Annotated in this window: 27 protein-coding genes; 14 read left to right on the forward strand and 13 right to left on the reverse strand. The window is 31.9% G+C overall.

Annotation, left to right across the window (positions count from 1 at the left end):
- Positions 1-244: 244 nt before the first annotated feature.
- The 4 genes from B0A75_RS00005 to rpsF form a co-directional block, all read right to left on the reverse strand.
- The gene (locus B0A75_RS00005) at positions 245-718 is read right to left on the reverse strand and encodes a DUF6495 family protein (protein ID WP_089052248.1); all 474 of its coding nucleotides are present in this window, start codon (positions 716-718) and stop codon (positions 245-247) included.
- Between the two features lie 137 nt (positions 719-855).
- Positions 856-1296, reverse strand: a complete 441-nt coding sequence (rplI, locus tag B0A75_RS00010) for a 50S ribosomal protein L9 (RefSeq protein ID WP_089052249.1) — start codon at positions 1294-1296, stop codon at positions 856-858.
- Positions 1297-1365: 69 nt separating this feature from the next.
- A complete protein-coding gene (rpsR, locus tag B0A75_RS00015; RefSeq protein ID WP_002987043.1) occupies positions 1366-1662 on the reverse strand; it encodes a 30S ribosomal protein S18 in 297 nt (98 codons plus the stop codon).
- Between the two features lie 5 nt (positions 1663-1667).
- A complete protein-coding gene (gene rpsF, locus B0A75_RS00020; protein WP_007810575.1) occupies positions 1668-2009 on the reverse strand; it encodes a 30S ribosomal protein S6 in 342 nt (113 codons plus the stop codon).
- 176 nt (positions 2010-2185) lie between these two features.
- Here rpsF and B0A75_RS00025 point away from each other — a divergent pair, with 176 nt between their 5' ends.
- Positions 2186-2881 carry a LytR/AlgR family response regulator transcription factor gene (locus B0A75_RS00025; RefSeq protein ID WP_071637338.1) on the forward strand — a complete coding sequence of 232 codons (696 nt, stop codon included), beginning with the start codon at positions 2186-2188 and terminating at the stop codon, positions 2879-2881.
- Positions 2882-2884: 3 nt separating this feature from the next.
- On the opposite strand, the gene priA is transcribed toward B0A75_RS00025, so the two are convergent.
- From priA to nadC, 5 genes are all read right to left on the reverse strand, one after another.
- Positions 2885-5335: a replication restart helicase PriA gene (gene priA, locus B0A75_RS00030; protein WP_089052250.1), complete on the reverse strand. Its 2451-nt coding sequence runs from the start codon at positions 5333-5335 to the stop codon at positions 2885-2887.
- Positions 5336-5364: 29 nt separating this feature from the next.
- A complete protein-coding gene (gene bla-B1-FLAV / locus B0A75_RS00035; RefSeq protein WP_089052251.1) occupies positions 5365-6105 on the reverse strand; it encodes a subclass B1 metallo-beta-lactamase in 741 nt (246 codons plus the stop codon).
- A gap of 10 nt (positions 6106-6115) precedes the next feature.
- A complete protein-coding gene (locus B0A75_RS00040; RefSeq protein ID WP_089052252.1) occupies positions 6116-6547 on the reverse strand; it encodes a DUF2147 domain-containing protein in 432 nt (143 codons plus the stop codon).
- Between the two features lie 6 nt (positions 6548-6553).
- Positions 6554-7474 (reverse strand): YihY/virulence factor BrkB family protein, encoded by a 921-nt coding sequence (locus B0A75_RS00045; protein WP_089052253.1) that lies wholly within the window; start codon positions 7472-7474, stop codon positions 6554-6556.
- Positions 7475-7546: 72 nt separating this feature from the next.
- Positions 7547-8404: a carboxylating nicotinate-nucleotide diphosphorylase gene (nadC, locus tag B0A75_RS00050; RefSeq protein ID WP_089052254.1), complete on the reverse strand. Its 858-nt coding sequence runs from the start codon at positions 8402-8404 to the stop codon at positions 7547-7549.
- Positions 8405-8665: 261 nt separating this feature from the next.
- Between nadC and B0A75_RS00055 the strand changes: the two genes are divergently transcribed.
- The 6 genes from B0A75_RS00055 (at position 8666) to rlmH (ending at position 13942) form a co-directional block, all read left to right on the forward strand.
- Positions 8666-9766: a DNA alkylation repair protein gene (locus tag B0A75_RS00055; RefSeq protein ID WP_089052255.1), complete on the forward strand. Its 1101-nt coding sequence runs from the start codon at positions 8666-8668 to the stop codon at positions 9764-9766.
- A gap of 281 nt (positions 9767-10047) precedes the next feature.
- Complete coding sequence (locus tag B0A75_RS00060; protein ID WP_089052256.1) at positions 10048-10929, forward strand: pirin family protein; 882 nt, start codon at positions 10048-10050, stop codon at positions 10927-10929.
- 3 nt (positions 10930-10932) lie between these two features.
- Positions 10933-11328, forward strand: a complete 396-nt coding sequence (locus tag B0A75_RS00065) for an OsmC family protein (protein WP_089052257.1) — start codon at positions 10933-10935, stop codon at positions 11326-11328.
- Positions 11329-11333: 5 nt separating this feature from the next.
- Entirely contained in the window at positions 11334-11618 is a 285-nt protein-coding gene (locus tag B0A75_RS00070) for a GNAT family N-acetyltransferase (RefSeq protein ID WP_089052258.1), read from the forward strand.
- 190 nt (positions 11619-11808) lie between these two features.
- Complete coding sequence (locus B0A75_RS00075) at positions 11809-13224, forward strand: amidohydrolase family protein (protein ID WP_089052259.1); 1416 nt, start codon at positions 11809-11811, stop codon at positions 13222-13224.
- Between the two features lie 244 nt (positions 13225-13468).
- Positions 13469-13942, forward strand: a complete 474-nt coding sequence (gene rlmH, locus B0A75_RS00080; protein ID WP_071637326.1) for a 23S rRNA (pseudouridine(1915)-N(3))-methyltransferase RlmH — start codon at positions 13469-13471, stop codon at positions 13940-13942.
- A 40-nt stretch (positions 13943-13982) separates the two neighbouring features.
- Here the strand turns inward: rlmH and B0A75_RS00085 are convergent, their stop codons facing one another.
- Both B0A75_RS00085 and folP read right to left on the reverse strand, forming a co-directional pair.
- Complete coding sequence (locus tag B0A75_RS00085) at positions 13983-14630, reverse strand: hypothetical protein (RefSeq protein WP_089052260.1); 648 nt, start codon at positions 14628-14630, stop codon at positions 13983-13985.
- A gap of 148 nt (positions 14631-14778) precedes the next feature.
- Positions 14779-15603 carry a dihydropteroate synthase gene (gene folP, locus B0A75_RS00090; RefSeq protein WP_089052261.1) on the reverse strand — a complete coding sequence of 275 codons (825 nt, stop codon included), beginning with the start codon at positions 15601-15603 and terminating at the stop codon, positions 14779-14781.
- A gap of 147 nt (positions 15604-15750) precedes the next feature.
- Between folP and B0A75_RS00095 the strand changes: the two genes are divergently transcribed.
- From B0A75_RS00095 to tpiA, 5 genes are all read left to right on the forward strand, one after another.
- Positions 15751-16293 carry a DUF1599 domain-containing protein gene (locus B0A75_RS00095; protein WP_089052262.1) on the forward strand — a complete coding sequence of 181 codons (543 nt, stop codon included), beginning with the start codon at positions 15751-15753 and terminating at the stop codon, positions 16291-16293.
- A 99-nt stretch (positions 16294-16392) separates the two neighbouring features.
- Positions 16393-17493: a BT_3928 family protein gene (locus tag B0A75_RS00100; RefSeq protein ID WP_089052263.1), complete on the forward strand. Its 1101-nt coding sequence runs from the start codon at positions 16393-16395 to the stop codon at positions 17491-17493.
- Positions 17494-17647: 154 nt separating this feature from the next.
- Positions 17648-18310 carry a DUF2974 domain-containing protein gene (locus B0A75_RS00105; protein WP_089052264.1) on the forward strand — a complete coding sequence of 221 codons (663 nt, stop codon included), beginning with the start codon at positions 17648-17650 and terminating at the stop codon, positions 18308-18310.
- Between the two features lie 369 nt (positions 18311-18679).
- A complete protein-coding gene (locus B0A75_RS00110; RefSeq protein WP_089052265.1) occupies positions 18680-19174 on the forward strand; it encodes a TlpA family protein disulfide reductase in 495 nt (164 codons plus the stop codon).
- A gap of 83 nt (positions 19175-19257) precedes the next feature.
- A complete protein-coding gene (gene tpiA / locus B0A75_RS00115) occupies positions 19258-20010 on the forward strand; it encodes a triose-phosphate isomerase (RefSeq protein WP_089052266.1) in 753 nt (250 codons plus the stop codon).
- Positions 20011-20142: 132 nt separating this feature from the next.
- Here tpiA and B0A75_RS00120 read toward each other — a convergent pair whose 3' ends face one another.
- Both B0A75_RS00120 and B0A75_RS00125 read right to left on the reverse strand, forming a co-directional pair.
- Complete coding sequence (locus B0A75_RS00120; RefSeq protein ID WP_089052267.1) at positions 20143-22479, reverse strand: hypothetical protein; 2337 nt, start codon at positions 22477-22479, stop codon at positions 20143-20145.
- Positions 22439-23575, reverse strand: coding sequence for a hypothetical protein (locus tag B0A75_RS00125; RefSeq protein WP_089052268.1), 1137 nt, complete (start codon positions 23573-23575; stop codon positions 22439-22441). Before B0A75_RS00125 ends, B0A75_RS00120 begins: the two co-directional genes overlap by 41 nt.
- Before the next feature lie 114 nt (positions 23576-23689).
- On the opposite strand from B0A75_RS00125, the gene prmA reads away from it, so the two are divergent.
- A complete protein-coding gene (gene prmA, locus B0A75_RS00130; protein ID WP_089052269.1) occupies positions 23690-24523 on the forward strand; it encodes a 50S ribosomal protein L11 methyltransferase in 834 nt (277 codons plus the stop codon).
- A 30-nt stretch (positions 24524-24553) separates the two neighbouring features.
- On the forward strand, positions 24554-24829 hold the full coding sequence (locus B0A75_RS00135) for an ATP-dependent Clp protease adaptor ClpS (RefSeq protein ID WP_089052270.1): 276 nt from the start codon (positions 24554-24556) through the stop codon (positions 24827-24829).
- The last annotated feature ends 40 nt before the right edge of the window (positions 24830-24869 follow it).

The following is a 24869-nucleotide window of genomic DNA, read 5'->3' on the forward strand; positions in this document are numbered from 1 at the left end:
TTGTAGTACATGTACTACAATAAAAAAGAACAAATCAATCAAAAAAACACCAAAACTAGTCAACAAAGGAATAAATCTTACATTTATATCTAAAAATTTCAATTTATTACAGAATTAAGAAAAAAAGCGTAGAAATACGGGGTAAAAAAAACAACAAAGCTTAAACAAAAGTTAAAAAATTAAAAAAAGGCAAACAATTACAATAAGCAACTATTTACCTTTTACTTCGTTATTAATTTAAAAACTAAGATTCAATTATCGAATTAATCTGAGAAAATAATTGTCCATCACTTAAAAAAGCACCTTGCTGAATCAACTCAAATATAGATGCATTTCTATCTTCAGTAAATACCTTCTTTCCAACCTTCATTTCAATGTTTTCAGTAAACATATTATCAGACAACCATTGCAAACCTTCCGTAGTTAAAAAATCAGTTTCTTCAACTAATGATTTCAAAACTATTGATTGTACATGAGTTTCAAAACACTGAAACAAGAAAATATGATTTCTAGAGAAATGTTCTAAATATTCAGCTCTTGACAATACCCCTTCCCAAATTAAATCTGAGAAAACATCTAATTCCTGCTCAGCAACTTCAGGTTTGTTTACTTTTAGAGCATCCCACTCTGCTTTATCAATGGCTTGTGTAGCTAAAAAACTAGCAAATTCTGCATGCAGCTCATCAAATTGCTCTTTTGTTAATCTTGCGTATTTCATTTTATTTTAGGCTTTATGCTTTACGCTGTAAGCTAAATACTCTAGCCACCAACATTAAGTCTAATTAATATTAATTTATTCCATTAAACAAAAAAATCCCGATTTACATCGGGATTTTCATATAATCTTTAAAACTATTACTTTTCAGCAACAATTTCGTAAGCTAACTCAACGATTACATCTCTGTGTAAACGAACTGAAGCATTGTATTTTCCAGTACGTTTAACGATACCGCTAGTGATGAATTTTCTATCGATAGCATTTCCAGATTTCTCTAAAGCTTCAGCGATATCAATATTCGTGATAGAACCAAAAAGTTTCTCTCCACCAGCTTTTGCTGTAAGTTTAATTTCAAGAGCTTTTAAAGTTTCAGCTAATGCTTTAGCATCAGCAACAACTTTAGCTTCTTTATGTGCTCTTTGTTTTAGGTTTTCAGCTAAAACTTTTTTAGCAGAAGGAGTTGCTAAAGTAGCAAAACCTTGAGGAATTAAAAAGTTACGACCGTAACCAGGTTTTACAGATACTACATCATCTTTAAACCCTAGGTTTTGTACGTCTTGTTTTAAAATAATTTCCATGTTGTTGTCCTTATATTTTAGAAGTTAGGTTCTGATAAAACAGAAACCAGCGACTAGATTTTTTTTATACTATTTTAATAAATCGGCCACGTATGGCATTAAAGCTAAGTGACGAGCTCTTTTTACAGCTACAGAAACTTTTCTTTGGTATTTTAATGAAGTTCCAGTTAAACGACGAGGAAGAATTTTTCCTTGCTCATTTACGAATTTCAATAAGAAATCAGCATCTTTATAATCGATGTATTTGATTCCTGATTTTTTGAAACGACAATACTTTTTAGTTTTGTTAGTTTCAATGTTTAAAGGCGTTAAATATCTGATATCTCCGTCTTTTTTTCCTTTTGCAGATTGCTCGATTGTAGACATAATAATTACGCTTTAGTAGATTTTAATTTTGCTCTTCTTCTTTCCGCCCATGAAATAGCATGTTTGTCTAAACTTACAGTTAAGAAACGCATAACTCTTTCATCACGTCTGAATTCAGTTTCAAAAGCAATTAGAACTTCTCCAGCTACTTTGAATTCGAATAAATGGTAAAAACCACTTTTTTTGTTTTGGATTTCGTAAGCCATTTTTTTAAGACCCCAATCCTCTTTCGATACCATTTCAGCTCCTCTACTAGTAAGAAATTCTTCAAATTTCGTTACTGTTTCCTTCACCTGAACCTCAGATAAAACGGGATTTAAAATGAAAACAGTTTCATAATGATTCATAAATACAATATTTATTTGTTAAAATTGGGTGCAAAAGTAATCATAATTTTTAAATATACAACACTTTTTTACTTTTATTCGTTGTAATGTAAAAAACAGAGCTTAACTTTAGTTTTTTTTACAAAAAAATAATACATTTACTATTGCTATCCTGAATTTATTCTAAATTTATTGTTATGAAACTAAACTGTGTTGTTGTAGATGATAGTTCTATACAAAGGACAATTATTGCAAAATTAGTCAATAATCACCCAGGTTTGCATTTAATCGGTGATTTTTCTAATGCAATTGAAGCGAAGAGTTGTATCTCTTTAAATAATATCGACCTAATATTTCTTGATATAGAAATGCCTGTTATAAACGGTTTTGACTTCCTTGATGGACTAAAGTCTAAACCGCAGATTATATTCATTACTTCTAAAGCCGAATACGCTTTAAAAGCTTTTGATTATGATGCGACCGATTATTTGCAAAAACCTATTGCCGTTGACCGTTTTAATGCTTCTGTAAAAAGAGCTATAGATATGCATTTGCTTAAAAAAGAAGTTAAAGAAGAAGAAGGCGAACATATTTTTATCAAAAGTAACCTTAAAAAACTTAAAATCTTCACCGCAAAAATCAAATGGATCGAAGCTTTTGGAGACTATGTAAGAGTGGTTACTGAAGACGACAGTAATTTGGTACTTTCAACTATGAAGTCTTTTGAAAATGACTTATCAAAAGATAAATTTATTCGTGTACACAAATCGTACATCATTAATATAGATAAAGTAGAACGTTTTAACAGCAAGTTTGCCGAAATAGGGATTACTAAAATTCCGCTTAGCCGCAACAAAAAAGAAGACTTAGTAAAAGCATTGTCAACGTCGTAATTTTTAATAAAAATCGACATTAACAACAACCTTTACAGCTCTGTACTGAGCAACAGCCTCAAAACTATTCAATATTTTTTGGATAGTTTTTTTTGTACTCCCTAATGGAATTTCCTGTGGAATTTTAATCAAAATAGTTCGAATATACTCGTTTCGGATTCTATTTATTGCAGGCTCTTCAGGACCCAGAACCGGCATTTTTAAGTTCTGACTTAAAACCTGATACAACCACATAGAACCCTCTTTTAGCTTTTCAAACTCACGATGTTTTAAAGTAAGTTTAATAATCCTGAAATAAGGCGGGTATTTATAAATCATCCTATCATACAATTGCTCCTTATACATACCCATATAATTATGGTTTGTAACTTGTTGAATTGTGTTATGATTTGGATTGTACGTTTGAATCACCACTTTTCCCTGTTTTTCAGATCTCCCTGCTCTTCCCGCAACCTGTGTCATCATTTGAAAACTTCGTTCAAAAGCTCTAAAATCTGGATGATGAAGCATATTATCAGCATTCATAATTCCAACCAAACTCACATTATCAAAATCAAGACCTTTAGCCAGCATTTGTGTTCCAACCAAAATATCCACTTCCCTATTTTTGAAAGTATCGATAATTTTTTCGAAACCAAATTTACCTCTCGTTGTATCCTGATCCATTCTTGCTGTTTTAGCTTTTGGGTAAAGAGAAATCAATTCCTGTTCAATTTGCTCCGTACCAAAACCTTTAGTCGTCAAATCTATACTCGAACAGCTATGACAATGTGTTGGCTTCGCAATTGAATAACCACAATAATGACAACGCAATTGATTTTTAAACTTATGAAATGTCAAACTAACATCACATTGCTGACAATGCGGTACATGACCACAAGTCATACATTCTATTATAGGTGAATAACCTCTTCTGTTTTGAAACAAAATTACCTGTTCACCTAAAGACAAAGCTTCGGCAATTTCTTCAATTAAAAGATCACTAAAATGCCCCGTCATTCTTTTTCTGAAATGTTTGTCTTTTAAATCAACCAAAACCACTTCAGGCATTCGAACATTTTTGTAGCGCTCGGTTAAAGTTACCAAGCCATATTTATCTGTTTGAGTATTAAAATAAGTTTCGATACTCGGGGTCGCAGATCCTAATAGTACTTTGGCATTATGAAAATTTGCCAAAACAATTGCAGAGTCGCGTGCATGATATCTTGGTGCAGGATCAGTTTGCTTAAAAGTCTGCTCATGCTCTTCATCAACAATCAACAAACCCAAACTATTAAAAGGCAGAAACAAGGCAGACCTCGCTCCTATTACAATTTGTGCTTTTTCAGAGTTCTCTAGTGTTTGTTTCCAAACCTCAACTCGCTCGTTATTACTGTATTTTGAATGAAAAACGGCAACTTTATCTCCAAAATGAAGCCTCAATCGAGAAACTAATTGTGTTGTAAGTGCAATTTCTGGCAGCAAGTACAAAATCTGTTTCCCCGTTTCTAAATATTCTTCAATCAGCTTAATATAAATCTCTGTCTTTCCACTTGATGTAACGCCATGCAGAAGACAAACTTCTTTTTCTAAAAAACTATTTTTAATTGCAGTAAAAGCATTTTCCTGAGCTTCGCTTAACTGAAGTTCTTTCTCTGATTTTTCTCCATTAAATGAAACACGATCGTGCTGTAAATAATACTCTTCAAAAATTTCTTTCTCGATTAAAGCTTTTACAACAGCCGAAGTAGAATTTGAAACTTCAATCAATTTCTTCACCGTAATCGGTTTCTTTTCTGAAGCGCTTATCTGAAAATAAGCCAATACAATTTCTTTTTGCTTATTAGCACTTTTTAAAACCTCTAGCAGTTCTCCTAAACCATTATCAGATTCATATTGCGAATGTAATTTTACATAACGAATCAACTTTGGCTTGTAACTTTCTTTTATTTCTTCTTCTAAAACAATAATATCCTTTGCAATTAATTTTTGAAGAATTGGCAGAATATTTTTCTTATTTAAAATCGAAACAATCTCTTGAACTTTAAGTGAACTTTGATGCTGCAATGCTTCATAAACTAAAAACTCATCATCTGAAAGTTCTGAATCATTTACAACAACTTCTGGTTTGTGCGAAACAATAGTTTCACTTTCTAATAATAATCCAGTTGGAAAAGCACCGCGATAAACATCGCCAATGCCGCACATATAATAATTGGCAACCCAAAGCCAATGTTTAATCTGCGTTTCGGTCGCAATTGGTTTTTCATCTAAAATCTGATGAATTTCTTTAGCCTCATATAATGTTGGTGCGTTTTCGTGTATATCGATCACCAGCGCCGTATAAATTTTACTTTTACCAAATGGCACTGCCACCCGCATACCCTTTTTTATAAAATGATATTCAGATTCAGAAACACGATATGTAAAAGTTTTAGCTAAAGAAAGCGGTAAAACAACTTCGATAAAAAACATGTACTAATTTTATAGGGTTCGGAAACTTATTATTTTCCTGAAGGTTTAGCTAAATAATCATTAACCAATTTCAAAGTATGATTTAAAGATTCTGCGTTAGTTCCATCGTCATGACCCGGAATAACATATACTGGCTTCTTGAATTTTGTCTGCACTTTATTCATAGATTTCTGCCATTCTTTTACGTCAGCATCTCCTAAATAACCAAGATCAACAGCGGATATACTCTTTACGAAACATCCTCCGTAAAGCACTTTCTCTTTATTAAACCATACCACAACATTATCAGAAGCATGACCTTTTCCTGGATAATAAACCTCAAAAGTATGCTCACCGACTGTAAATGTCGTGTCATTCGGAATTATAAATTCTGCCCTGCCTTCGTTGTTCTTTTTAAGAATATCATCAGTTAATTTGATTGTATAGGTTTTGATTCCTTTTTTTCTATAAAAATCCAATCCTCCAGCACGATCTTCGTGAGAATGTGTTGCAAAATGCATTATAACCTTTTTATTGTGTCTTGCTTTTATCGTATCCAATAAAGGCTGAAACTGCGTTTTATCCCAAGGCGCATCAAACAAGACCACACCTTTACTTGTTACTAAATACAAAGCATTGGCAGAAATCTTTGTTCCTTTATAATCATGAAATGTTTTATAAACATAAAAGTCACCCGTAAGATGACTTATTTGTAATGGCGAGTTCTTAGATTGTCCAAAACTATTTGAAGCTAAGACTAAGAATAAAATTATCGAAGCTAATTTTCGCATATTTTAATAATTAATTTTTCACTCGTGTCCAGTATTGTGTTCTTCCCATTAAAGAAATTCCAACATAACCACGAAGTTTCAATTTATCTGCAGATTCTAATGAAATATAACATTTGTATTTTTTACCATTTGTAGGATCTAAAATAGTTCCTCCATTATATTCAGAACCATCTTTTTTAAGACCATTCATAATAACCATTCCTAAAATAGGTTTATTTTTCTCAGCACCGTCACATTTAGTACAAACATCCTTTTTATGATCAGCACGAAGAATCTCAACTATTTTACCATAAATTTTTCCAGATTTTTCATAAACCTCTACTACAGATTTTGCCTCACCAGTTTCGTCATCAATAGTTTTCCATTTTCCGATAACGCTTTGAGATTGCATTGTACTTAATGCGAAGAAAAAAACACCAATTGTTAAAATCCAATTTTTCATACCTATTTATTTTTTTTTTTGTTTTAATTTTCTGATTGAGGCATTCAATTCAAAACCCAAAAGCAGAATCATACAGTTTATCCAAATGTAAAACATTAGAATTAATAATGTTCCTATTGAACCATAAAGTTCGTTATATTTTGAGAATTTTATAACCCAAATCCCAAAAAAGAACGAAGATATAACAATTAAGATTGTTGTAAAAACCGATCCTATACTAATAAAAGGCACTTTATTATACTGCTTTGTACCATAACGCAATAATATTGAAGATGTTATCAAAATCATCAGCATAATAAATAAATATCTACTTAAAATGATCAACGGAATGCGATCACTCAAAACATCCTGAATAATTGTTTTTTGAATAAAAACCTCAAAAACAACAATCGTAGCCACAGTTACAAACAATATAATAGTCATGACAAGCGAAATGGCCAATGCAACCAAATATTGCTTTAAAAAACCACGCTTATCAAAAACATGCTTAGAGGACTCGAAGCCGCTTAAAATTCCGTTAATACCATTTGCCATTAAAAAAATCGAAAGTAAAAATCCCGACGATAACAATCCAGAATGACTATTATTTAAAATATCACTAATGATTTTACTAATAGCATCGTAAGTATTTGGAGGAACTCCCTGCTGCACAAACTGTAAAAAATCGGCCTGAAAACCTTCTATCGGAATAAAAGGAATTAAGTTTAAAATAAATAACGCAAAAGGAAATAAAGCCATAAAAAAGCTGAAAGAAACAGCGCTGGCATGATAAGAAAATGCTCCTTCAATAATTCCTAAAGTATACATTTCAAGCAAATCATACAGCGAAAAACCTTCCAGCCAAGGCAATTTTATTTTCTTAAAAAATCGGGCTATAGAACGTATTACAGGTACTTTTTCAATCCGATCTTCTATTTCTTGAGACATACTGTTTTAGATTTTAGATTGTTGAGTTGGATTTTAGATTACAAAAGTTACAATTTAAAACACTTTACTCAATTAAAAAGCTTTTAAACTCAAATCCATATTGTAAACGGAATGAGTTAACGCTCCAGACGAAATATAATTTACACCGCAAAGTCCATATTCACGAATGGTTTTTTCGCTGATATTTCCAGAAGATTCTGTCTGACATTTTGAACCAATCAAAGCTACAGCAGTTTTAGTATCTTCATAATTAAAATTATCAATTAAAATTCTGTGAACACCGTCACTCAACAAAATTTCACGAATTTCATCAAGATTTCTAGCCTCAACAATGATTTTTAAATCTAGATTATTCTCTTTCAAATACTCTTTCGTTTTTTTTATAGCAAGCGTAATACCACCAGCAAAATCAATATGATTATCCTTCAACATTACCATATCATATAAAGCATAACGATGGTTTTCTCCGCCACCAATTTTCACCGCCCATTTTTCTGCCGCTCTAAAATTTGGAGTCGTTTTGCGAGTATCTAATATTTTAGCTCCCGTTCCTTCTAAAAGCTGTACACAATGATTTGTTTTGGTTGCAATTGCAGACATTCTCTGCATAGTATTTAAAACTACTCTTTCGGCCTTCAAAATAGATTGAGAACTTCCAGAAACTTCAAAAACAATTTCACCATATTCTACATGCGTTCCATCTTCAATAAATGTTTTTACCTTTAATTTCGGATCAACATAATCAAATATCATTTTCGCAAGTGCAACACCAGCAATAATTCCCTGATCTTTTACCAATAATCTTGCTTGACCATGAGCAGTGTCAGGAATACAAGCAAGAGAACTATAATCGCCTGATCCTACATCTTCTCTAATCGCATTACGAATCAAAAGTTCTAATTCTGATTGAAATTGAGCTTCACTTATCATTTTTCTATTTTTTATAATAGGCTAAATTATGACTTATTTTATGGAATTAAAAGTTTCCATTGTATGAAAAGTTTCTTATTAACTTTTTTTTATCAGCCGCAGATTATTAAAATTAAAATGATTTCAAAAAATCTGTGCTAATCTTTTTAATCTATCACATAAATCTTTAGCGGAATATTTAAAGTTTATATTTTTTCAACTAAAATCCGCATCCACAATTAAAAACATTAAATATCTTTGAGGTTCAAGCAAACAAAATTTATGGGATTAATTAAAGATATTTACTCGGTTTCTTTCTACGAAAAATTTAGTCAGGCTGTAGCCGAAGTGCATCCAACATTCAACAAACAAAAATTTATTGAAGCAATTTATGAAGGTGATTTTGCTCAAAAAGAATGGAAAGAAAGAATGAAACATACCACAGTTGTATTTCATCAATTTATGCCGCAAAATTTCCCAGAAGCTGTTTCTCTAATTGACAAAATCATTGAGAATTTAAAGAAAAATAATTTCACAGACAGCAATCTGGCTTTTATCTTCTTTGCCGATTATATCGAAATTTACGGTTTAGACGATTTTAAAACTTCGACGAAAGCCTTTGTTTCTATAACACAATTTATAAGCTGTGAATTTGCTGTTCGTCCTATTATTCTAAAATACAAAGAGCAAATGATCGACGAAATGGTAAAATGGTCACAGCACGAAAATCACCACGTACGTCGCTTAGCCAGCGAAGGCTCGCGCCCAAGATTACCGTGGGCAATGGCAATTCCGTTCTTGAAAAATGATCCTTCTTCTATCCTGCCTATTTTAGAAAACCTAAAAAACGATCCTTCCGAATATGTCCGAAGAAGTGTTGCTAATAACTTAAATGATATTGCAAAAGATAATCCGCAAATTGTATTAGAAATCGCTTCTAGATGGAAAGGTCAAAACAAAGAAACCGACGGAATCATCAAACATGGCTGCCGAACTTTATTAAAACAAGGACATCCTGAAATTTTAAGTCATTATGGTTTAGAAAGCACAAATATTGAACTTTCGTCATTTGCAGTTAAAACACCTGTTGTAAAAATCGGCGATTATCTGCAGTTTCACTTTCATTTAAATAACAAAAATGAAGAACCCAAAACCATTCGTTTAGAATATGCCGTTCATTACAAAAAAGCAAAAGGACATTTGGCTAAAAAAGTTTTCAAAATAAGCGAGAAAGTTTACCATCCGAATCAATTAACCAAAATTGAAAGAAACCAATCTTTCAAATTAATTACAACAAGAGTTTTTCATACAGGAACGCATCAATTGTCGATTATTATTAATGGAACGGAAAGTGAAGTTTTAGAATTTGAATTGATTGATTAAACACAAATTACCCCAGTTTAATGGGCTATTTTGTCATTTCGACGAAGGAGAAATCTCCAAGAGTAGCTCCGCAACGAAAACCCAATCTTTGTAGAGTTTCTTGCGAAGATTTCTCCTTCATCGAAATGACAAAAAAACGTGACAAATAGATAAATTTGAAAAAACATACATTTTCACTACTTTTATAAATAATACAAAAAACAACCTTTCTTAATCTAAATTAAGTTACAGACAAGCGCCGTTGCTTTAATTTTGTTTTCAAATCAAATAAAAAATACCACATGTCAAATATCAGTTTAATTATCGAAGAACGTGCTGCCAATATTGGCAACTTCATGGTAGGTCGTTTACTCCCTTTCCGTGAAAAAAGAGCTGTTGGTCCATTTGTATTTATCGATCATATGGGACCTGCACATTTAAGTGATCATGAAAATATGGATGTTCCTCCGCATCCGCATATCGGACTTTCGACTTTGACATTCTTGTTTGAAGGAAGCATTATGCACCGTGATAGTTTAGGAACCGAATTGGAAATAAAACCCGGTGCCGTAAACTGGATGACAGCTGGAAAAGGAATCGTTCACTCTGAAAGAACGCCAGAATATTTAAGACATTCAGACAAAATGCTCCACGGATTACAGATTTGGGTGGCGCTTCCAAAAGAATTGGAGCAAATGGATCCGAATTTCACACATGTTGAAGCAGATGATATTCCTGCTTGGGAAGAAGACGGAGTTTCATACAAATTAATTGCTGGTGAAGCCTTTGGGAAAAAATCTCCAGTTCCTGTTTATAGTCCGCTTTATTTTATTGAGATCAAAAGTAAAGAAGCTAAAAAAATCAATATTGGAAGTCATCTATTTGGCGAAAGTGGCTTGTACATTCTTGAAGGAAGCATCAAAAGCGGAGAACATATTTACGACCCAAAACAAATTTTAATTACAAAAGACAGTACACTTTGTGAGTTTGAAATTGCCGAAAATTCAACTGTTTATATCTTTGGCGGACAACCGTTTCCTGAAGAACATTTTATCTTTTGGAACTTCGTTTCATCAGATAAAAACCTCATCGAAAAAGCCAAACTAGACTGGACAGCACAGACTTTTCCAAAAGTTCCAGGCGAAACCGAATTCGTTCCGTTACCTGAACCAAGAATCAAATAAATTATGAAAACAATATCAGCACAAATAGATACTCGTTTGTATCGCACCGAAATAACATCATCCAGCGGAAATATTGTAATCGCTGATGAACCTCAAGAAGTTGGAGGAAAAAATCTCGGTTTTAGTCCGTCAGAGCTTTTAGCATCTGCATTAGCGTCTTGTACTTTGATTACATTGCGAATGTACATTAATCGCAAACAATGGGACGTTTCTGAAATCAATGTAAAAGTAGATTTTGAAAGAGACAGCCATCAAAACATTTCTCTATTTACAAGAAAAATCGAAGTTACAGGCGAAGTCGATGAAAAACAACGACAACGATTAGAGACAATTGCAAACAGCTGTCCGATACACAAAACATTAACAAACTCAATCGAAATTAAAACCACCTTAATATAATCATCATGGAAATTCAACAAATAAACGATACAAGAAGAGGTTACTTTGAAGCTGTAGAAGACGGAAAAGAAGCTGGAAAAATGACTTATACTTGGGCAGGAGACACAAAATTTATTATTGATCACACCGAAGTAAACCCAGATTTTAACGGAAAAGGTGTTGGTAAAAAACTAGTTATGGCTGCTGTAGAATATGCCAGAACTAATAATTTTAAAATTATTCCGCTTTGTCCTTTTGCAAAAAGTGTTTTTGATAAGGTTGAGGAAATTCGTGATGTACTTTTTTCTTGAGTTACAAAGGTTCAAAGTGACAAAGGTTCAGAGGTTTTAGTATAGAGACGCACAACAGTGCGTCTTTTTTTATTTGATCATTTCTTTAAAAACTTTGTCCCTTTGAACCTTTGAGCCTTTGCCCCTTAAAAACAAAATTTTCAAATTTCCGCGAAAACTCGTATATTTGCGCGTAATTTAAACTTAGAGTATGACAAGGATAATTACGCTTTTCTGTATTTTTATAGCACAAATCGGCTTTTCTCAAACAGCTGAAAGTTATTTAGAAAAAATCAGAAATAATGAAGCTCTCTTAACAGCTTTCTTTCAACAAATGCCAAAAGGAGGCGATTTACACCACCATTTTTCAGGATCAATTTATGCAGAACCTCTTTTAGAAAGAGCGATTGCAGAAAACTTTTATTTGAATGTAGAAACTATGGCAGTTTCTAAAACAAAACCTGCTAATGGAAACTGGGATAGCTTCTCTTCTCTTAAAGAAAAAGGAAAACTAGACTATTACGAACAGCAAATTATGCAGACTTGGTCTATCAAGGATTATAATGGTTCTGTACCGTCTGATGATCAGTTTTTTGATTCTTTTATGAAATTCGAACCAACTATCGCGGATCATTTTGCAGAAGGAATGCTTGAATTAAAAAAGCGTGCTATTTCAGAAAATGTAAGTTATATTGAAACTCAATTATCAACGATTCCGTCTGACATGAACGTTTCTGATTTAGCAGATTTCAATACAAAATTACGTCAGGCTGCAACACAAAAAGATGAAAAAGCAGTTTTAAAACTTTTAGATGAATTGTATAAATCGCTTCAACAAAAAGATGCCAAAAAATATGCTTTAGATTTCAACAACAATTTTATAGCAAAACTGCATAAAGACTTAAAAATGGATGACGAAAAATTCACAATGCGTTATCAAAACTTTGTGCTGCGTTTTATGGATCCTGTAGACTTGTTTAAAAACTTAGTTATTGCTTTTATTTCTTCTAACGAAAGCAAGCTGACTGCGGGTGTAAACATAGTTTCTCCGGAACACGGACAAAATTCTATGAAAGATTACTGGCTTCACATGGTGATGTTTAAATATTGTCATTCAAAATTTCCTGACGTAAAATACACGCTTCACGCAGGCGAATTGACTTTAGGTTTGGTTCAGCCAGAAGATTTAACTTGGCATATAAATGATGCGATTTATATCGCTGGTGCAAACAGAATTGGTCACGGAGTTGATATTGCTTACGAAGCAAATTCATATGATTTATTGAAATATATGTCTAAAAACAATATTCCAATTGAGATCAATTTAGCCAGCAATGAGTTTATATTAAAAGTAAAAGAAAACAGACATCCATTTACCCTTTACAAAGAATTTAATGTACCTATCGTAATCAGCACAGACGATGCAGGAATTTTAAGAACTAATATGACAGAACAATATGTTTTATTAGCCAAAAGATATCCTGACGTGAATTACGAAACGATTAAAAAATACGTTTACAACAGCATCAATTACAGTTTCATTCAAGATACATCAGTAAAAAAACAATTAATCAAAGATTTAGATACTCGTTTTAAAACTTTTGAAGCTAAGTTTTCTAAAAACTAATCTGTGCGAAAATTTCACACAGATTTTGCAGATTTAAGCTGATAAACGCAGATTTTTTCAAACCAAAATATTAAAAATAAAATCAGCCAAATCTGCTAAATCTGCGAGAGGATATTTTTTTTCTCGCAGATTTAGCAGATCAAGCAGATTAAAATTTAATAAAAAACCCTTTTAATCTGTGAAATCTGTGGCTAAAAAATAAATTCGCGACAATTACTGTAATTCGTGGCAAAAAACAGAACTAATGAACATCAAACTCATCGCAATAGGCAAAACAGACAATAAATCGCTTCAAACTTTGATTGACGATTATACCAAACGTTTGTCGTTTTACATCAAATTTGATTTGGAAATTATTCCCGATATCAAAAACGTAAAAAACTTATCTGAAAGTCAGCAAAAAGAAAAAGAAGGTGAATTGATTCTGTCGAAACTTTCGCCAACGGATCAATTGATTTTATTGGATGAAAACGGAAAAAACTTCTCGAGTGTTGGTTTTTCTGAAGAATTGCAAAAGAAAATGAATTCTGGCGTAAAAACACTAGTTTTCGTAATTGGAGGTCCTTACGGATTTTCGGAAACGGTTTATAAAAAAGCACAAGGAAAGGTTTCACTTTCACTAATGACGTTTTCGCACCAAATGGTTCGGTTGTTTTTTATCGAGCAATTGTACCGCGGATTTACGATTTTACGAAATGAACCTTATCATCATCAGTAAAGGTTAATCGTTGATTCGTTTAATCGTTTAATCGCAATTTTTAGAAAACAAACTCTTCATCTTCGTTTATAAAAACAAACGGAATCTTTTTATCAATAATTGTTTTTACAAGAATTTTAGATTGAATATAATCTCCATAACTCATGTTTTTATCATATGAAAATGTAATTTGAGCTTTTGGATTTATAACCAAACTATCCAAAAATGGCTTTAAATTCCTTTTAGGAAAATCATACGTTTTTCTTCCGCTGTATTGTATCATTCCGTTCTTCTTAAAATACAACTGACTTCTATTATTGGCAATTTCCATTTTATAATACACTTTCGTGAAAGGAAGAAAAGCTAAATTCTTCCCGATTGAATCTGCGTATGAATAATAATTTTCAGCATTTTCGTTTTTGTGGGCACTGTCCGCTCTTTTCTTTTCCTGCATTTTGATAACCTGCGGAATTACCATTTTCAAAGGCAAACGCTTATCGATATTGAAAATCCAATTGGTCGAAATAATAGCACTTTTTCGGTTTAAATCAGCGATAGTATCTTTTCCTTCCATTTTAAAAAAGATATAAATCGGCGAATGATCTTGTACGTCTTTTACAATTGAAACATCTGATTTTGGAAGTAAAACGTCTTCTTTTTTTCCGCAGGAGAAAAGTAGAAAAGCTATAATTATAGTAAAGTATTTCATATTTGTTTGTTTTTAAACTCAAAGTATATGTCATTTCGACGAAGGAGAAATCACACTAGTATTTCCTGAGAGAAATTCGCCAATCTTTGTCGATTCTGCAACGAAGATTTCTCCTTCGTCGAAATGACAAACCAGGCGATTATTTCAATTATAAATCTAATTTATTAAACAAAGTAATGCATTCAACCGCTTCTTTCACATCATGCACACGAAGAATTTTAGCACCTTTTGTCAAAGCAATTGTATTTAAGAATGTTGTTCCGTTTAAAGCTTCTTGCGGTGTAATATCAAGTGTTTTATAAATCATTGATTTTCTAGAAATCCCAGCTAAAACTGGTAATTCTAAAAGGTTAAAAAGTTCCATTTTCTGCATAACCTCATAATTCTGATCGGTTGTTTTGGCAAAACCAAAACCTGGATCGAGAATCAAATCATTAATTCCTAAACTTCTCGCTTTTTGCACTTTTTCAGAAAAATAAAAAAGCATTTCTTTTACAATATCATGGTACTGGGTCAAACTCTGCATCGTTTGCGGATTGCCGCGCATATGCATCATAATGTACGGAACGTTATATTTCGCTATGACATCAAACATTTTATTGTCTAATTCTCCCGCTGCAATATCGTTTATAATCGCTGCGCCGCTTTCTATACTTGCTTTTGCAACTTCGGCTCTAAAAGTATCAATTGATAATAATGATTGCGGAAAATGCTTTAAAATTAATTCGATAGCTGGAACAATTCGATCGATTTCTTCTTGCTCAGAAACAAATTCAGCACTTGGTTTACTTGAATAAGCGCCAATATCTATAAAAGTTGCGCCTTCAGAAAGCATTTTACCAACCTGCGAAATAATATCGTCTTCATTTTTATATTTTCCTCCATCAAAGAAAGAATTCGGCGTAACATTCAAAATCCCCATAACTTTAGGAATCGATAAATCTATAAGTTCGCCTTTGCAGTTAATCGTCATCGTTTGTTTTGTTTCAAGTTTCAGGTTTCAAGTTATCACCGTTAACACTTTGTTTAGAAAAAACTTGAAACAAAGAAAACACTAAACTTGAAACTCTTTAATTTAATCCTTATTTTTGGAAAAATTTTAGCAAATATACAGCAATAAATGAAGAATACTTCTCAAGAATTTGATAATGTAATCACGGTTTGCCGAACCTTATTTATCAATAAAATGAAAGATTACGGCAGTGCGTGGAGAATTTTAAGACTTCCATCGTTGACGGATCAAATTTTCATAAAAGCACAAAGAATCAGAAGCTTACAAGAAAACGATGTTCGCAAAGTTGATGAAGATGAAAAAGGAGAATTTATCGGGATCATCAATTATTCTATTATGGCTTTAATTCAGTTAGAATTAGGAGTTGTTGACCAGCCTGATCTTGATGTTGAAAAAGCAACTGAATTATATGATGCTAAAGTAAAACTTACTAAAGATCTAATGGAAGCCAAAAATCATGATTACGGAGAAGCATGGCGTGATATGCGTGTGAGCTCTTTAACTGATTTAATTCTTCAAAAACTGCTTCGCGTAAAACAAATTGAAGATAACAAAGGTGCAACTTTAGTTTCTGAAGGCATTGACGCTAATTATCAGGATATGATTAATTACGCTGTTTTTGCTTTAATCTTAAACCCAATAAACAAATAAATTTCCAATTTTTATCCCGATAGCTATCGGAACCAAAATCCAAATAAAGAATTGGAATTTGGGATTTTCTTATTGAAATTTAAATTTTAAATATTTGCCATGAAAAACATTATTACTCAGTTCTCCCGCATATTTGTAGGTGTATTATTTATCATTTCAGGATTAATAAAACTAAATGACCCGGTTGGTTTCTCTTATAAACTGGCAGAATATTTTAGCGAACCTGTTTTCAACATGCCATTCTTAGAGCCTTTTGCCTTAGGTTTAGCTATTTTTCTAGTGATTTTAGAAGTAGTTTTAGGTGTAATGTTATTAGTTGGTTATAGAGCAGCATTGACGATTTGGGCATTACTGCTTCTAATTGTGTTCTTTACATTCCTTACCTTCTACTCTGCCTATTTTGATGTAGTAAAAGATTGCGGCTGCTTTGGTGATGCTTTGCATTTAACGCCTTGGCAATCCTTTACAAAAGATGTAGTTTTATTGTTCTTTATTTTGATTTTATTCATCAATCAAAAATTAATAAAACCATTATTCGCAACACCAAAAACCAATTTTGCCGTTTATGCAAGTGTGCTTTTATGTTCATTAATGGCCGTTTGGGTTTTGAACCACAATCCTATAAAAGATTTCCGTCCGTACAAAGTGGGAACTAACATCGAAAAGGGAATGGAAATTCCAGAAGGAGCTCCAAAGTCTGTAGTTGAGATGATTTTTATCTACAAAGTAAACGGAGTTGATAAAGAATTTACTGAGAAAGATTTAATGAATATCCCAGAAGGAGCAACATTTATTGACCGTAAAGACAAAGTAATTTCTGAAGGTTATGTACCGCCAATTCACGATTTTACAATGACAAAAGACGATTCTGATTATAAAGATGAATTCTTAAAAGAACCGAAATTAGTAATTTTTGTAACTTATGATTTGACTTTATCTGAACCATCAGGAATGAAAAAATTAGCTAAAGTTACTGCAGATGCTAAAGCAAAAGGCTACAAAGTAATTGCCATGACAGCCTCTGGAGCTGATGAAATTGCAAAAACTAAAAAACAATACAACTTAGATGTTGATTTCTACTTCTGTGATGCTACAACTTTAAAAACGGTTGAAAGAGCAAATCCTAGTATTGTGGTTTTACAAAACGGAACAATTATTCAAAAAGTACATTATAATGATGTTGACGATTTGAAATTGTAATACTTTCAATTAAAATAAAATTTTAAAACGCCAATTTTCTATTAAGTCAATTGGCGTTTTTTTTTATTAAACCAGTACGTAAGAAAAGTAATAAATAAGCTATTTTGTTTTTTATATTTGTTTTAAAACTTTTCAAAAAAAACAAACCAAATCTATGAAACCATTACCTAAATTATTGTTTACTTTTTTATCAACTCTTCTTTTTAGCTTTACAAGTTTCAGCCAAACTGAAACATCAAAAAAAGAACAACGTTATATTTTCTTTTTGCATAATGCTTTTGTTGAACAAAATGATTTAAGTGTCGCCCATCCCGAATATGGAAAAGCAGAATACAATGAAATTTTAGCATCATTTAGAAAAGACAACTTTATAGTGTATAGTGAAATTAGAAGTAAAAACACCAATGCTGCCGAATATGCAAAAAAAGTTGTAAAACAAATCAAAGGCTTACTAAAAAAAGGAATTCCTCCAAATAAAACAACAGTTATTGGAACTTCAAAAGGCGGATATATTGCACAATACGTTTCGACTTTTTTGGCAAATCCTGATGTAAATTTTGTTTTTATTGGATGTTTTAGAGATTCAGATATAGAAGAAATTCCAGATATTAATTTCTGTGGAAACATTTTAACGATTTATGAAAAATCAGATGCTTATGGAGTTTCAGCAATTAAACGAAAAGAAACTTCGAAACTCAAAATAAACCATTTTAAGGAAATTGAACTAAATACCAATTTAAAGCATGGTTTTTTATACAAAGCTTCAGATCACTGGATTGCTCCAAGTAAAAAATGGGCAAACGGAGATTATAATTAACCGCTCAAAAAAATAGTCTCAAAGCCTTCAATAATACATTTTTATTGAAGGCTTTTTCATTGAAATCTGACGTTTTTTTGCTTCAAAAATTATTCTATAAAATAAAGTTTTAACAATTCAGTGATCTTTTGAAAAGGCTTTTCAAAAAAATAGTGAATTTTGGAGCCAACTATTACGATTTCACTCGCATTTTTTTAACCTAAAATCATCGTTTTGTTACAAAATAAGCGAGTATTCAAATTTTGTTAATCTGCATTTGGCTTTCAAATTGTTTGTTTAACTTTGTTCGGAAACATTAATTTATGAAATTATCGGAATTCAAAGTTTGAAGAACGATATGTCAATTACATTAAAAAATATAAATCTTATATGAAACAATTAGCTCTTGTCGTTATTGCATTTATTACGTTCTCTTGCTCGCAAGCACAAAAAACAAGTTTTTCTAAAGAAGCTTTGTCTGAAAAATTATTAACTACGGATGGAGGTCAAGCTGCTTTTAAAAGCATTTTAAAAAAATATAAAGGAAAAACTTTAGTTATCGAAGTTTGGGCTTCATGGTGCGGTGATTGTGTAAAAGCAATGCCAAAAGTAAAAGAGCTGCAGGCTAATAATCCAGATGTTTCTTATTTATTCCTTTCTGCAGATAAAACTGCCGAAAAATGGAAAGCTGGAATCGAAAAACACGAAATAAAAGGAGATCATTACATGATGAATGACGGTATGAAAGGTGTTTTTGGAAAAGCAATCGATCTAGATTGGATTCCGAGATATATTATCGTTGACAAAACAGGAAAAATTGTATTATATCGTGCTATCGAAACTGATTTTGATAAAATCAATGAAACTTTAAAAGGTTTAAAATAATTTTCAATAAAAACATCAATGTCAAAAATCAATTTCATTTTTTGACTTTACTTCAATAAAACAAAAAAATAAAAACTACCACAATGAGAAAAAAAATTGTTGCAGGAAACTGGAAAATGCATAAAAATGCAGAGCAAACTGAAGAATTATTGAATGAATTAATTGCAAAAATACCAGCACAAACAACTGCACAAGTAATTGTTGCACCAACATTTGTAAACTTACAAGCTGCTGCTGCAAAATTAAAAAACACAACTATCGGCATTTCTGCTCAAAATGTTCATCAAGCTGAAGGCGGTGCTTTTACAGGAGAAATTTCTGCAGATATGCTAACAAGCGTTGGAGTTAACACTGTGATTTTAGGTCACTCTGAGCGTAGAGCAATTTTTCACGAAACTGACGCTTTAATTGCAAATAAAGTTGACACAGCACTAAAACACGACATGACAGTAATTTTCTGTTTTGGAGAAGAATTAAAAGATCGTCAAACTGGAAATCATTTTAACATTGTTGAAAATCAATTGCGTGACGGATTATTCCATATTGCAAAAGAATCTTGGTCAAAAGTTGTTTTAGCTTATGAGCCGGTTTGGGCTATCGGAACTGGAGAAACTGCTTCGCCAAAACAAGCTCAAGAAATGCACGAATTTATCAGAGAAACTATCCGTAAAGCTTTTGGAGCTGAAATCGCTGACGAAGTTTCTATTTTATACGGTGGTTCTGTAAAACCAGACAACGCAAAAGAAATCTTCTCTAAACCAGACGTAGACGGTGGTTTAATTGGAGGTGCTGCTTTAAAAGCAGATGATTTCTTAGCTATTGTAACAGCTATCTAATTTTAGATTTTGAAATCTGCTATATAAAAAAAGCGTTCGCACAGCGAACGCTTTTTTATTTTCTTTCAACTTTCAACTTTCAACTTTCAACTTTTGACTTTTGACTTTTGACTTTTGACTTTTTGACTAAATTTAATTTATAAACGATTTCAAAAGCGGGCAATTGTATTTTTTAAATGCTGGCGTAGTTTTATAAATTGAATAAAAATTAACCAGCTCCTTCCCTGCCTTAAATGGATTTTTTTCCTCTTCTTCTGTAGAAACCAAATCGGCATAATGATTATAATAATTACATTCAAAAATCATTAAGCTTGCCATTGCTTTTTCGTTACTGTTTTTAGACATTTTTAAAGCTTTTTCATAGTAGATTTTAGCCATTTTTAGATTGTAATAATTACCGTTTTGGTATTTCTTTTCGTTCTCGGTATTATCGCCATAAACATAATCTACGTACGATTCTCCAGAAGTCCAATCATAAGCCGTCATCATCCAGGAATTCCCTAAATACGATACGTTAAAATAAGCGTGTGCTAATTGCAGATTACTGCTTGCTGTGTTTTGTTTTTTCAGCTGAATTAATTTGGCAACAAAGTCTGTTTTATTGAAATGATAATCAAATTTGCGTTCTTTATCACTTTGAAGAATTTTGGGCAAGAATGGATTTTCGTTTAAATAGTTTTTATACTCATAGTTCTTTTCCCAAAAATCCTTGGGCATACTTGAAAACGTTTCATAAGCTAACTCCAAATTATTATTTCTAAAAGCGATTGTTCCTTTTAAATCTTTATAATAATTAATATTTGGAGCTATTGTTCCTGAGCAAATATATTTTTCAAAAGGTGTTTTATCTGTCTTTTGCTGTAAAGCAATCAAACGATCAACATCTTCAATAGTTGCTTTTCGGTCAAAATATCCAATATAACTATAAAAATATGGGTTGTTATAAGATGTGTATTCGCCTTCGTTTTTAATATCGGCTTTCATAGATAATAAACCTGCCGCAGCCGTATCTCCTTTTTTATGAAATTCATCGCTGGCAATTCTATACAAACTGTACAAATTTTTAAACAATGCGTGATCGATTTCTACTAGATTTTCGACTGAATTGAAATAATTATAAAGCTGATTTTGAACCTTTACATTATTCAAATCATCTTGCTTTAAAGAAACCAAAGCCAGCTGAATATTTTTCTGCATTTGTATCGAAGCATTGGCTTTGCCAGAAATCATATTAGTGTAGTTTTTCCCTTCGTCGATTTGATCGTCAATAAAACAAAGCTGCGCAATTGCAGCAGTAATATAATCTTTTTGTTCTCCTGAAGTTTGTTCACGAATAGAAATCAAGAAATATTCTAATTCTCGCAAGTATAAAATATCTTTATTAAAATTCTCTGCTTTTGCTTTAGCATAATCTTCATACCAATTAGTATTGCTAAAAGTTACAGACGGAGTGCCATTGTTAGTATATTGCGGCGTAAAAATCCAATCTTCGAGTTTGCTAACTTCTCTTCCAATTAAAAAACTCAAAAACAAGCTGTTCGGACTTAGCTCATACATTTCTTTAATCGATTTTAAGTCAGGAGCAGGATTTCTAAGACTTTCAATTGCTAGAATAGCACTTCGTTCTTCATTATTTTGTGCCAAAGCCAAAGTTTCGGCAGTAAGTTTCCTGTTATAATGCTGTAAAACTGCAAATGATTTTTCCTCGCAGCTAGTAAAAACTTTACTCAATAAATAATTCTGCAAAACCAGATCATCAATACATAAAGCCTTATAATACAAAGCCCAAGGCTCTAAAATCGTATTCTTATTAGCTGCAAAATAAGTATCATATAATTTGATTACTTCATTTTTATCTTGACTGTAAAAACTATATCTTAAAATTAAAAAGGCATAACGTTGTTTTAAAAAAACATCTTTTGCTGTTTTAATTCTCTTTTCAAAATTATCTAAATCTGCAAGCTGATGATTCTGATTATCATAACCAATCTTTCCCCAAGATTCCCATTTTACATCAGTATTACTATTATATTCCAGTTTTTTAGCAAATAGTATATAACTCAAAAAAGCTTTGTTTTTTGGTAACAATAAAGTTTTTATAAAAGTGTTTTTTGCAAATACTTTATCGAGTGTTTTATTTTCATAGGCAGTTTCAAACTGTTCTGAATCTGTTTCATATAAAATAGAATACACATCATCAGTAGTAATTTGATTTCCTAACTTTTTCTTCCACTCGAAACAATTTAATTGCTTATCAGCATCAGAAATTGTATTCACAGAATAATAATTATCTGCTGAATAATAAAACGGTGTCAGTTTAAAAAAGCCTTCGCGCTGTGCTTTAAACAAAGCCAAACGACTAGTTTCCGGCGATACGCTCCAACCGCAGGCAAAAGAAACCTGAAAGCTTAAAACCAAAAGTAAACTGCTAAAAACTCTCATAATATTTAGATATATTTTGGATTCCATAATCGTTTATGTATTTTTTATCAAATGAGAAAAAAGTCACTTTGGTTTGACTATCGATTTGAATTTTACTTTTTACTATTGAAATCATTTTTTCAAGTTCGCTGTCTGAAATTTTTTCGATTCTTATTTCATCGCCATTTCGCAAATAAGTCTGCCCCGCTAACACATCATCTTGCAAAAGATATTTAGTATCTGATACTTTCTTTAATTTGATTGTATCTTTTATTAATTGATCGTAATCTGATAAAATTCCCTTAAACTGATTTCCTCTAAAAGCCACAGCCCAGCTGTATAATGGAAGCGCAATATCTAATTTGAGTTTATATTCACTGTGCGTAATATATTGGGCTAATTCTTCGCTTGTTCCAATAGAATTTTTAGTTTGCTGATCATCTGGTTTTGTCATATTATAACACATCAATAAACCTTTGTCTACTGGCGGAATTCCTGCTTTTGATGCATATTTATACTGCCAAAGCCTTATCGTTGAAGCTATTTTTGCTGACGGAAACTGATTTTTAATCTGCTTTAACAAATAGAAATAGTTTTTCTGTGATTTTTCAGTCCAATCACAATCAATCAAAATTTCTTTAAAATCAACTTTTAGTTTCGCCGCTTCAATAGATTTTACCGAATCATAATTTAACCGTTTGAAATTTTCTTGTTTGTAATAATCTTTTGGATAAACAATGCTTGAAGCAATATTTTCTGCTTTTCTGTCATTCATTCTTTTACCAATCTGTTCTACTCTTTTTGCAATTCTAACTGCTAAACTATCCAGCTGCTTTTTATCTGATTTTAAAACAACTTCATTCGTAATAAAAATACTGGGTGTAATTTCGGGATTGCTTTTTTGAAGTACGATATCACCAATTGTTGCCACTGGCAGAGGCTCTTTTGAATATGGATTATAATCAACATCAAAAAAACGAACGTACATATGTTTTACATCTAATTTTTTAATTAGAGAATCATCCTCTTCCCAAAAAAACAGATCTGTTTTCCAATAACAAAATGAGCGGATTACTTCGTGCTCTTTTTTGCAGCTGCCAGAGCATAAAACAACAAAAAGTAAGATAAAAACAATATTTTTCATGGTACTAAAAAACTTACAGAATAAAACTCAAAATTAACATTAATAATTCAAAGAATATGATTTATTTATGAACAAATTCTGCTTTGTATTCTTACCTTTGCAAAAAATTTATTTATGTCAAATATATATTTAGGGTATCATTTTACGATTGAACCAAAAGAGCTTGGATCAGAAATTTTAGTAGCTGAATTAGGTGAAAAAGCATTTGAAAGTTTTACAGAAACGGACAACGGAATTTCGGCTTTTGTGAAGAAAGATTTATGGGATGAGAATATTCTAGATGATATTTATATTTTGCAATCTGAAGAGTTTAAAATTGAATATACAATTGAAGAAATCGATCAGGTAAATTGGAATGAAGAATGGGAAAAGAATTTTGAAGCGATAGATGTTGATGGAAAATGTCATGTTCGCGCTCCTTTTCACGAAAAAACGGATGCCGAATTTGATATTGTGATTGAACCAAAAATGAGTTTTGGAACAGGTCATCATGAAACGACGCACATGATGATTCAGCATTTACTTGAAATGGATGTAAAAGGCTTAAAAACTCTTGATATGGGCTGCGGAACTGCAATTTTAGCTATTCTTGCTGAAATGAAAGGTGCTGAACCTATTGACGCTATTGACATTGACAATTGGTGTTATTTAAATTCAATTGAAAATGCTGAACGCAACAATTGTAAACATATTAGCGTTTATGAAGGCGATGCGGCTTTATTAGCAGGCAAAAAATATGATTTGATTATTGCTAACATCAACAGAAATATTCTTTTAAACGACATGCAGGCTTATGTAGATAGTTTAAATCCTAAAGGCATTATTTTGTTTAGCGGCTTTTATGAAGAAGATGTTCCGTTTATCGACGCTTCATGCACTGAAAAAGGGCTGACATATGTTAAAAAATTTCAAAGAAACAACTGGGTTTCATTAAAATACGTAAATTAGTAATTGCAACAGTACAAAAACCTAAAAACAATGAGTACTAAAGAAAAAGTAAGAGAAAGAGTCCGTGAAAAGGAAGCAGTAAATTTCAATAACGAAATTATTGTCTACAATGACGATGTAAACACTTTTGATCATGTAATTGATACTTTAATGCGAGTTTGCAGTCACACGGCAGAGCAGGCCGAACAATGTTCTTTAATTGTACATTATAACGGAAAATGCACCGTAAAAACAGGGCCAATTGACAAATTAAAACCGCAATGCACACAACTTTTAGAAGCTGGATTGAGCGCTGAAATTGTTTAATTGCAAATAATTTAAAAAACATTCTATTTTATTTTATATT

Origin of the sequence: Flavobacterium oncorhynchi, from assembly GCF_002217355.1 — a bacterium.
Classification (GTDB): domain Bacteria; phylum Bacteroidota; class Bacteroidia; order Flavobacteriales; family Flavobacteriaceae; genus Flavobacterium; species Flavobacterium oncorhynchi.

What these genes read in the sequence shown, in the direction of transcription:
- prmA (WP_089052269.1), top strand. Translation starts at nt 23,690, where the DNA reads ATGTCAAATATATATTTAGGGTATCATTTTACGATTGAACCAAAAGAG.
- B0A75_RS00100 (WP_089052263.1), top strand. Translation starts at nt 16,393, where the DNA reads ATGAAAAACATTATTACTCAGTTCTCCCGCATATTTGTAGGTGTATTA.
- B0A75_RS00045 (WP_089052253.1), bottom strand. Translation starts at nt 7,474, where the DNA reads ATGTCTCAAGAAATAGAAGATCGGATTGAAAAAGTACCTGTAATACGT.
- B0A75_RS00065 (WP_089052257.1), top strand. Translation starts at nt 10,933, where the DNA reads ATGAAAACAATATCAGCACAAATAGATACTCGTTTGTATCGCACCGAA.
- B0A75_RS00060 (WP_089052256.1), top strand. Translation starts at nt 10,048, where the DNA reads ATGTCAAATATCAGTTTAATTATCGAAGAACGTGCTGCCAATATTGGC.
- B0A75_RS00025 (WP_071637338.1), top strand. Translation starts at nt 2,186, where the DNA reads ATGAAACTAAACTGTGTTGTTGTAGATGATAGTTCTATACAAAGGACA.
- tpiA (WP_089052266.1), top strand. Translation starts at nt 19,258, where the DNA reads ATGAGAAAAAAAATTGTTGCAGGAAACTGGAAAATGCATAAAAATGCA.
- B0A75_RS00125 (WP_089052268.1), bottom strand. Translation starts at nt 23,575, where the DNA reads ATGAAAAATATTGTTTTTATCTTACTTTTTGTTGTTTTATGCTCTGGC.
- nadC (WP_089052254.1), bottom strand. Translation starts at nt 8,404, where the DNA reads ATGATAAGTGAAGCTCAATTTCAATCAGAATTAGAACTTTTGATTCGT.
- bla-B1-FLAV (WP_089052251.1), bottom strand. Translation starts at nt 6,105, where the DNA reads ATGCGAAAATTAGCTTCGATAATTTTATTCTTAGTCTTAGCTTCAAAT.
- B0A75_RS00040 (WP_089052252.1), bottom strand. Translation starts at nt 6,547, where the DNA reads ATGAAAAATTGGATTTTAACAATTGGTGTTTTTTTCTTCGCATTAAGT.
- rpsF (WP_007810575.1), bottom strand. Translation starts at nt 2,009, where the DNA reads ATGAATCATTATGAAACTGTTTTCATTTTAAATCCCGTTTTATCTGAG.
- rplI (WP_089052249.1), bottom strand. Translation starts at nt 1,296, where the DNA reads ATGGAAATTATTTTAAAACAAGACGTACAAAACCTAGGGTTTAAAGAT.
- B0A75_RS00135 (WP_089052270.1), top strand. Translation starts at nt 24,554, where the DNA reads ATGAGTACTAAAGAAAAAGTAAGAGAAAGAGTCCGTGAAAAGGAAGCA.
- B0A75_RS00055 (WP_089052255.1), top strand. Translation starts at nt 8,666, where the DNA reads ATGGGATTAATTAAAGATATTTACTCGGTTTCTTTCTACGAAAAATTT.
- folP (WP_089052261.1), bottom strand. Translation starts at nt 15,603, where the DNA reads ATGACGATTAACTGCAAAGGCGAACTTATAGATTTATCGATTCCTAAA.
- B0A75_RS00070 (WP_089052258.1), top strand. Translation starts at nt 11,334, where the DNA reads ATGGAAATTCAACAAATAAACGATACAAGAAGAGGTTACTTTGAAGCT.
- B0A75_RS00105 (WP_089052264.1), top strand. Translation starts at nt 17,648, where the DNA reads ATGAAACCATTACCTAAATTATTGTTTACTTTTTTATCAACTCTTCTT.
- B0A75_RS00120 (WP_089052267.1), bottom strand. Translation starts at nt 22,479, where the DNA reads ATGGAATCCAAAATATATCTAAATATTATGAGAGTTTTTAGCAGTTTA.
- B0A75_RS00005 (WP_089052248.1), bottom strand. Translation starts at nt 718, where the DNA reads ATGAAATACGCAAGATTAACAAAAGAGCAATTTGATGAGCTGCATGCA.
- B0A75_RS00095 (WP_089052262.1), top strand. Translation starts at nt 15,751, where the DNA reads ATGAAGAATACTTCTCAAGAATTTGATAATGTAATCACGGTTTGCCGA.
- B0A75_RS00075 (WP_089052259.1), top strand. Translation starts at nt 11,809, where the DNA reads ATGACAAGGATAATTACGCTTTTCTGTATTTTTATAGCACAAATCGGC.
- B0A75_RS00085 (WP_089052260.1), bottom strand. Translation starts at nt 14,630, where the DNA reads ATGAAATACTTTACTATAATTATAGCTTTTCTACTTTTCTCCTGCGGA.
- rlmH (WP_071637326.1), top strand. Translation starts at nt 13,469, where the DNA reads ATGAACATCAAACTCATCGCAATAGGCAAAACAGACAATAAATCGCTT.
- priA (WP_089052250.1), bottom strand. Translation starts at nt 5,335, where the DNA reads ATGTTTTTTATCGAAGTTGTTTTACCGCTTTCTTTAGCTAAAACTTTT.
- rpsR (WP_002987043.1), bottom strand. Translation starts at nt 1,662, where the DNA reads ATGTCTACAATCGAGCAATCTGCAAAAGGAAAAAAAGACGGAGATATC.
- B0A75_RS00110 (WP_089052265.1), top strand. Translation starts at nt 18,680, where the DNA reads ATGAAACAATTAGCTCTTGTCGTTATTGCATTTATTACGTTCTCTTGC.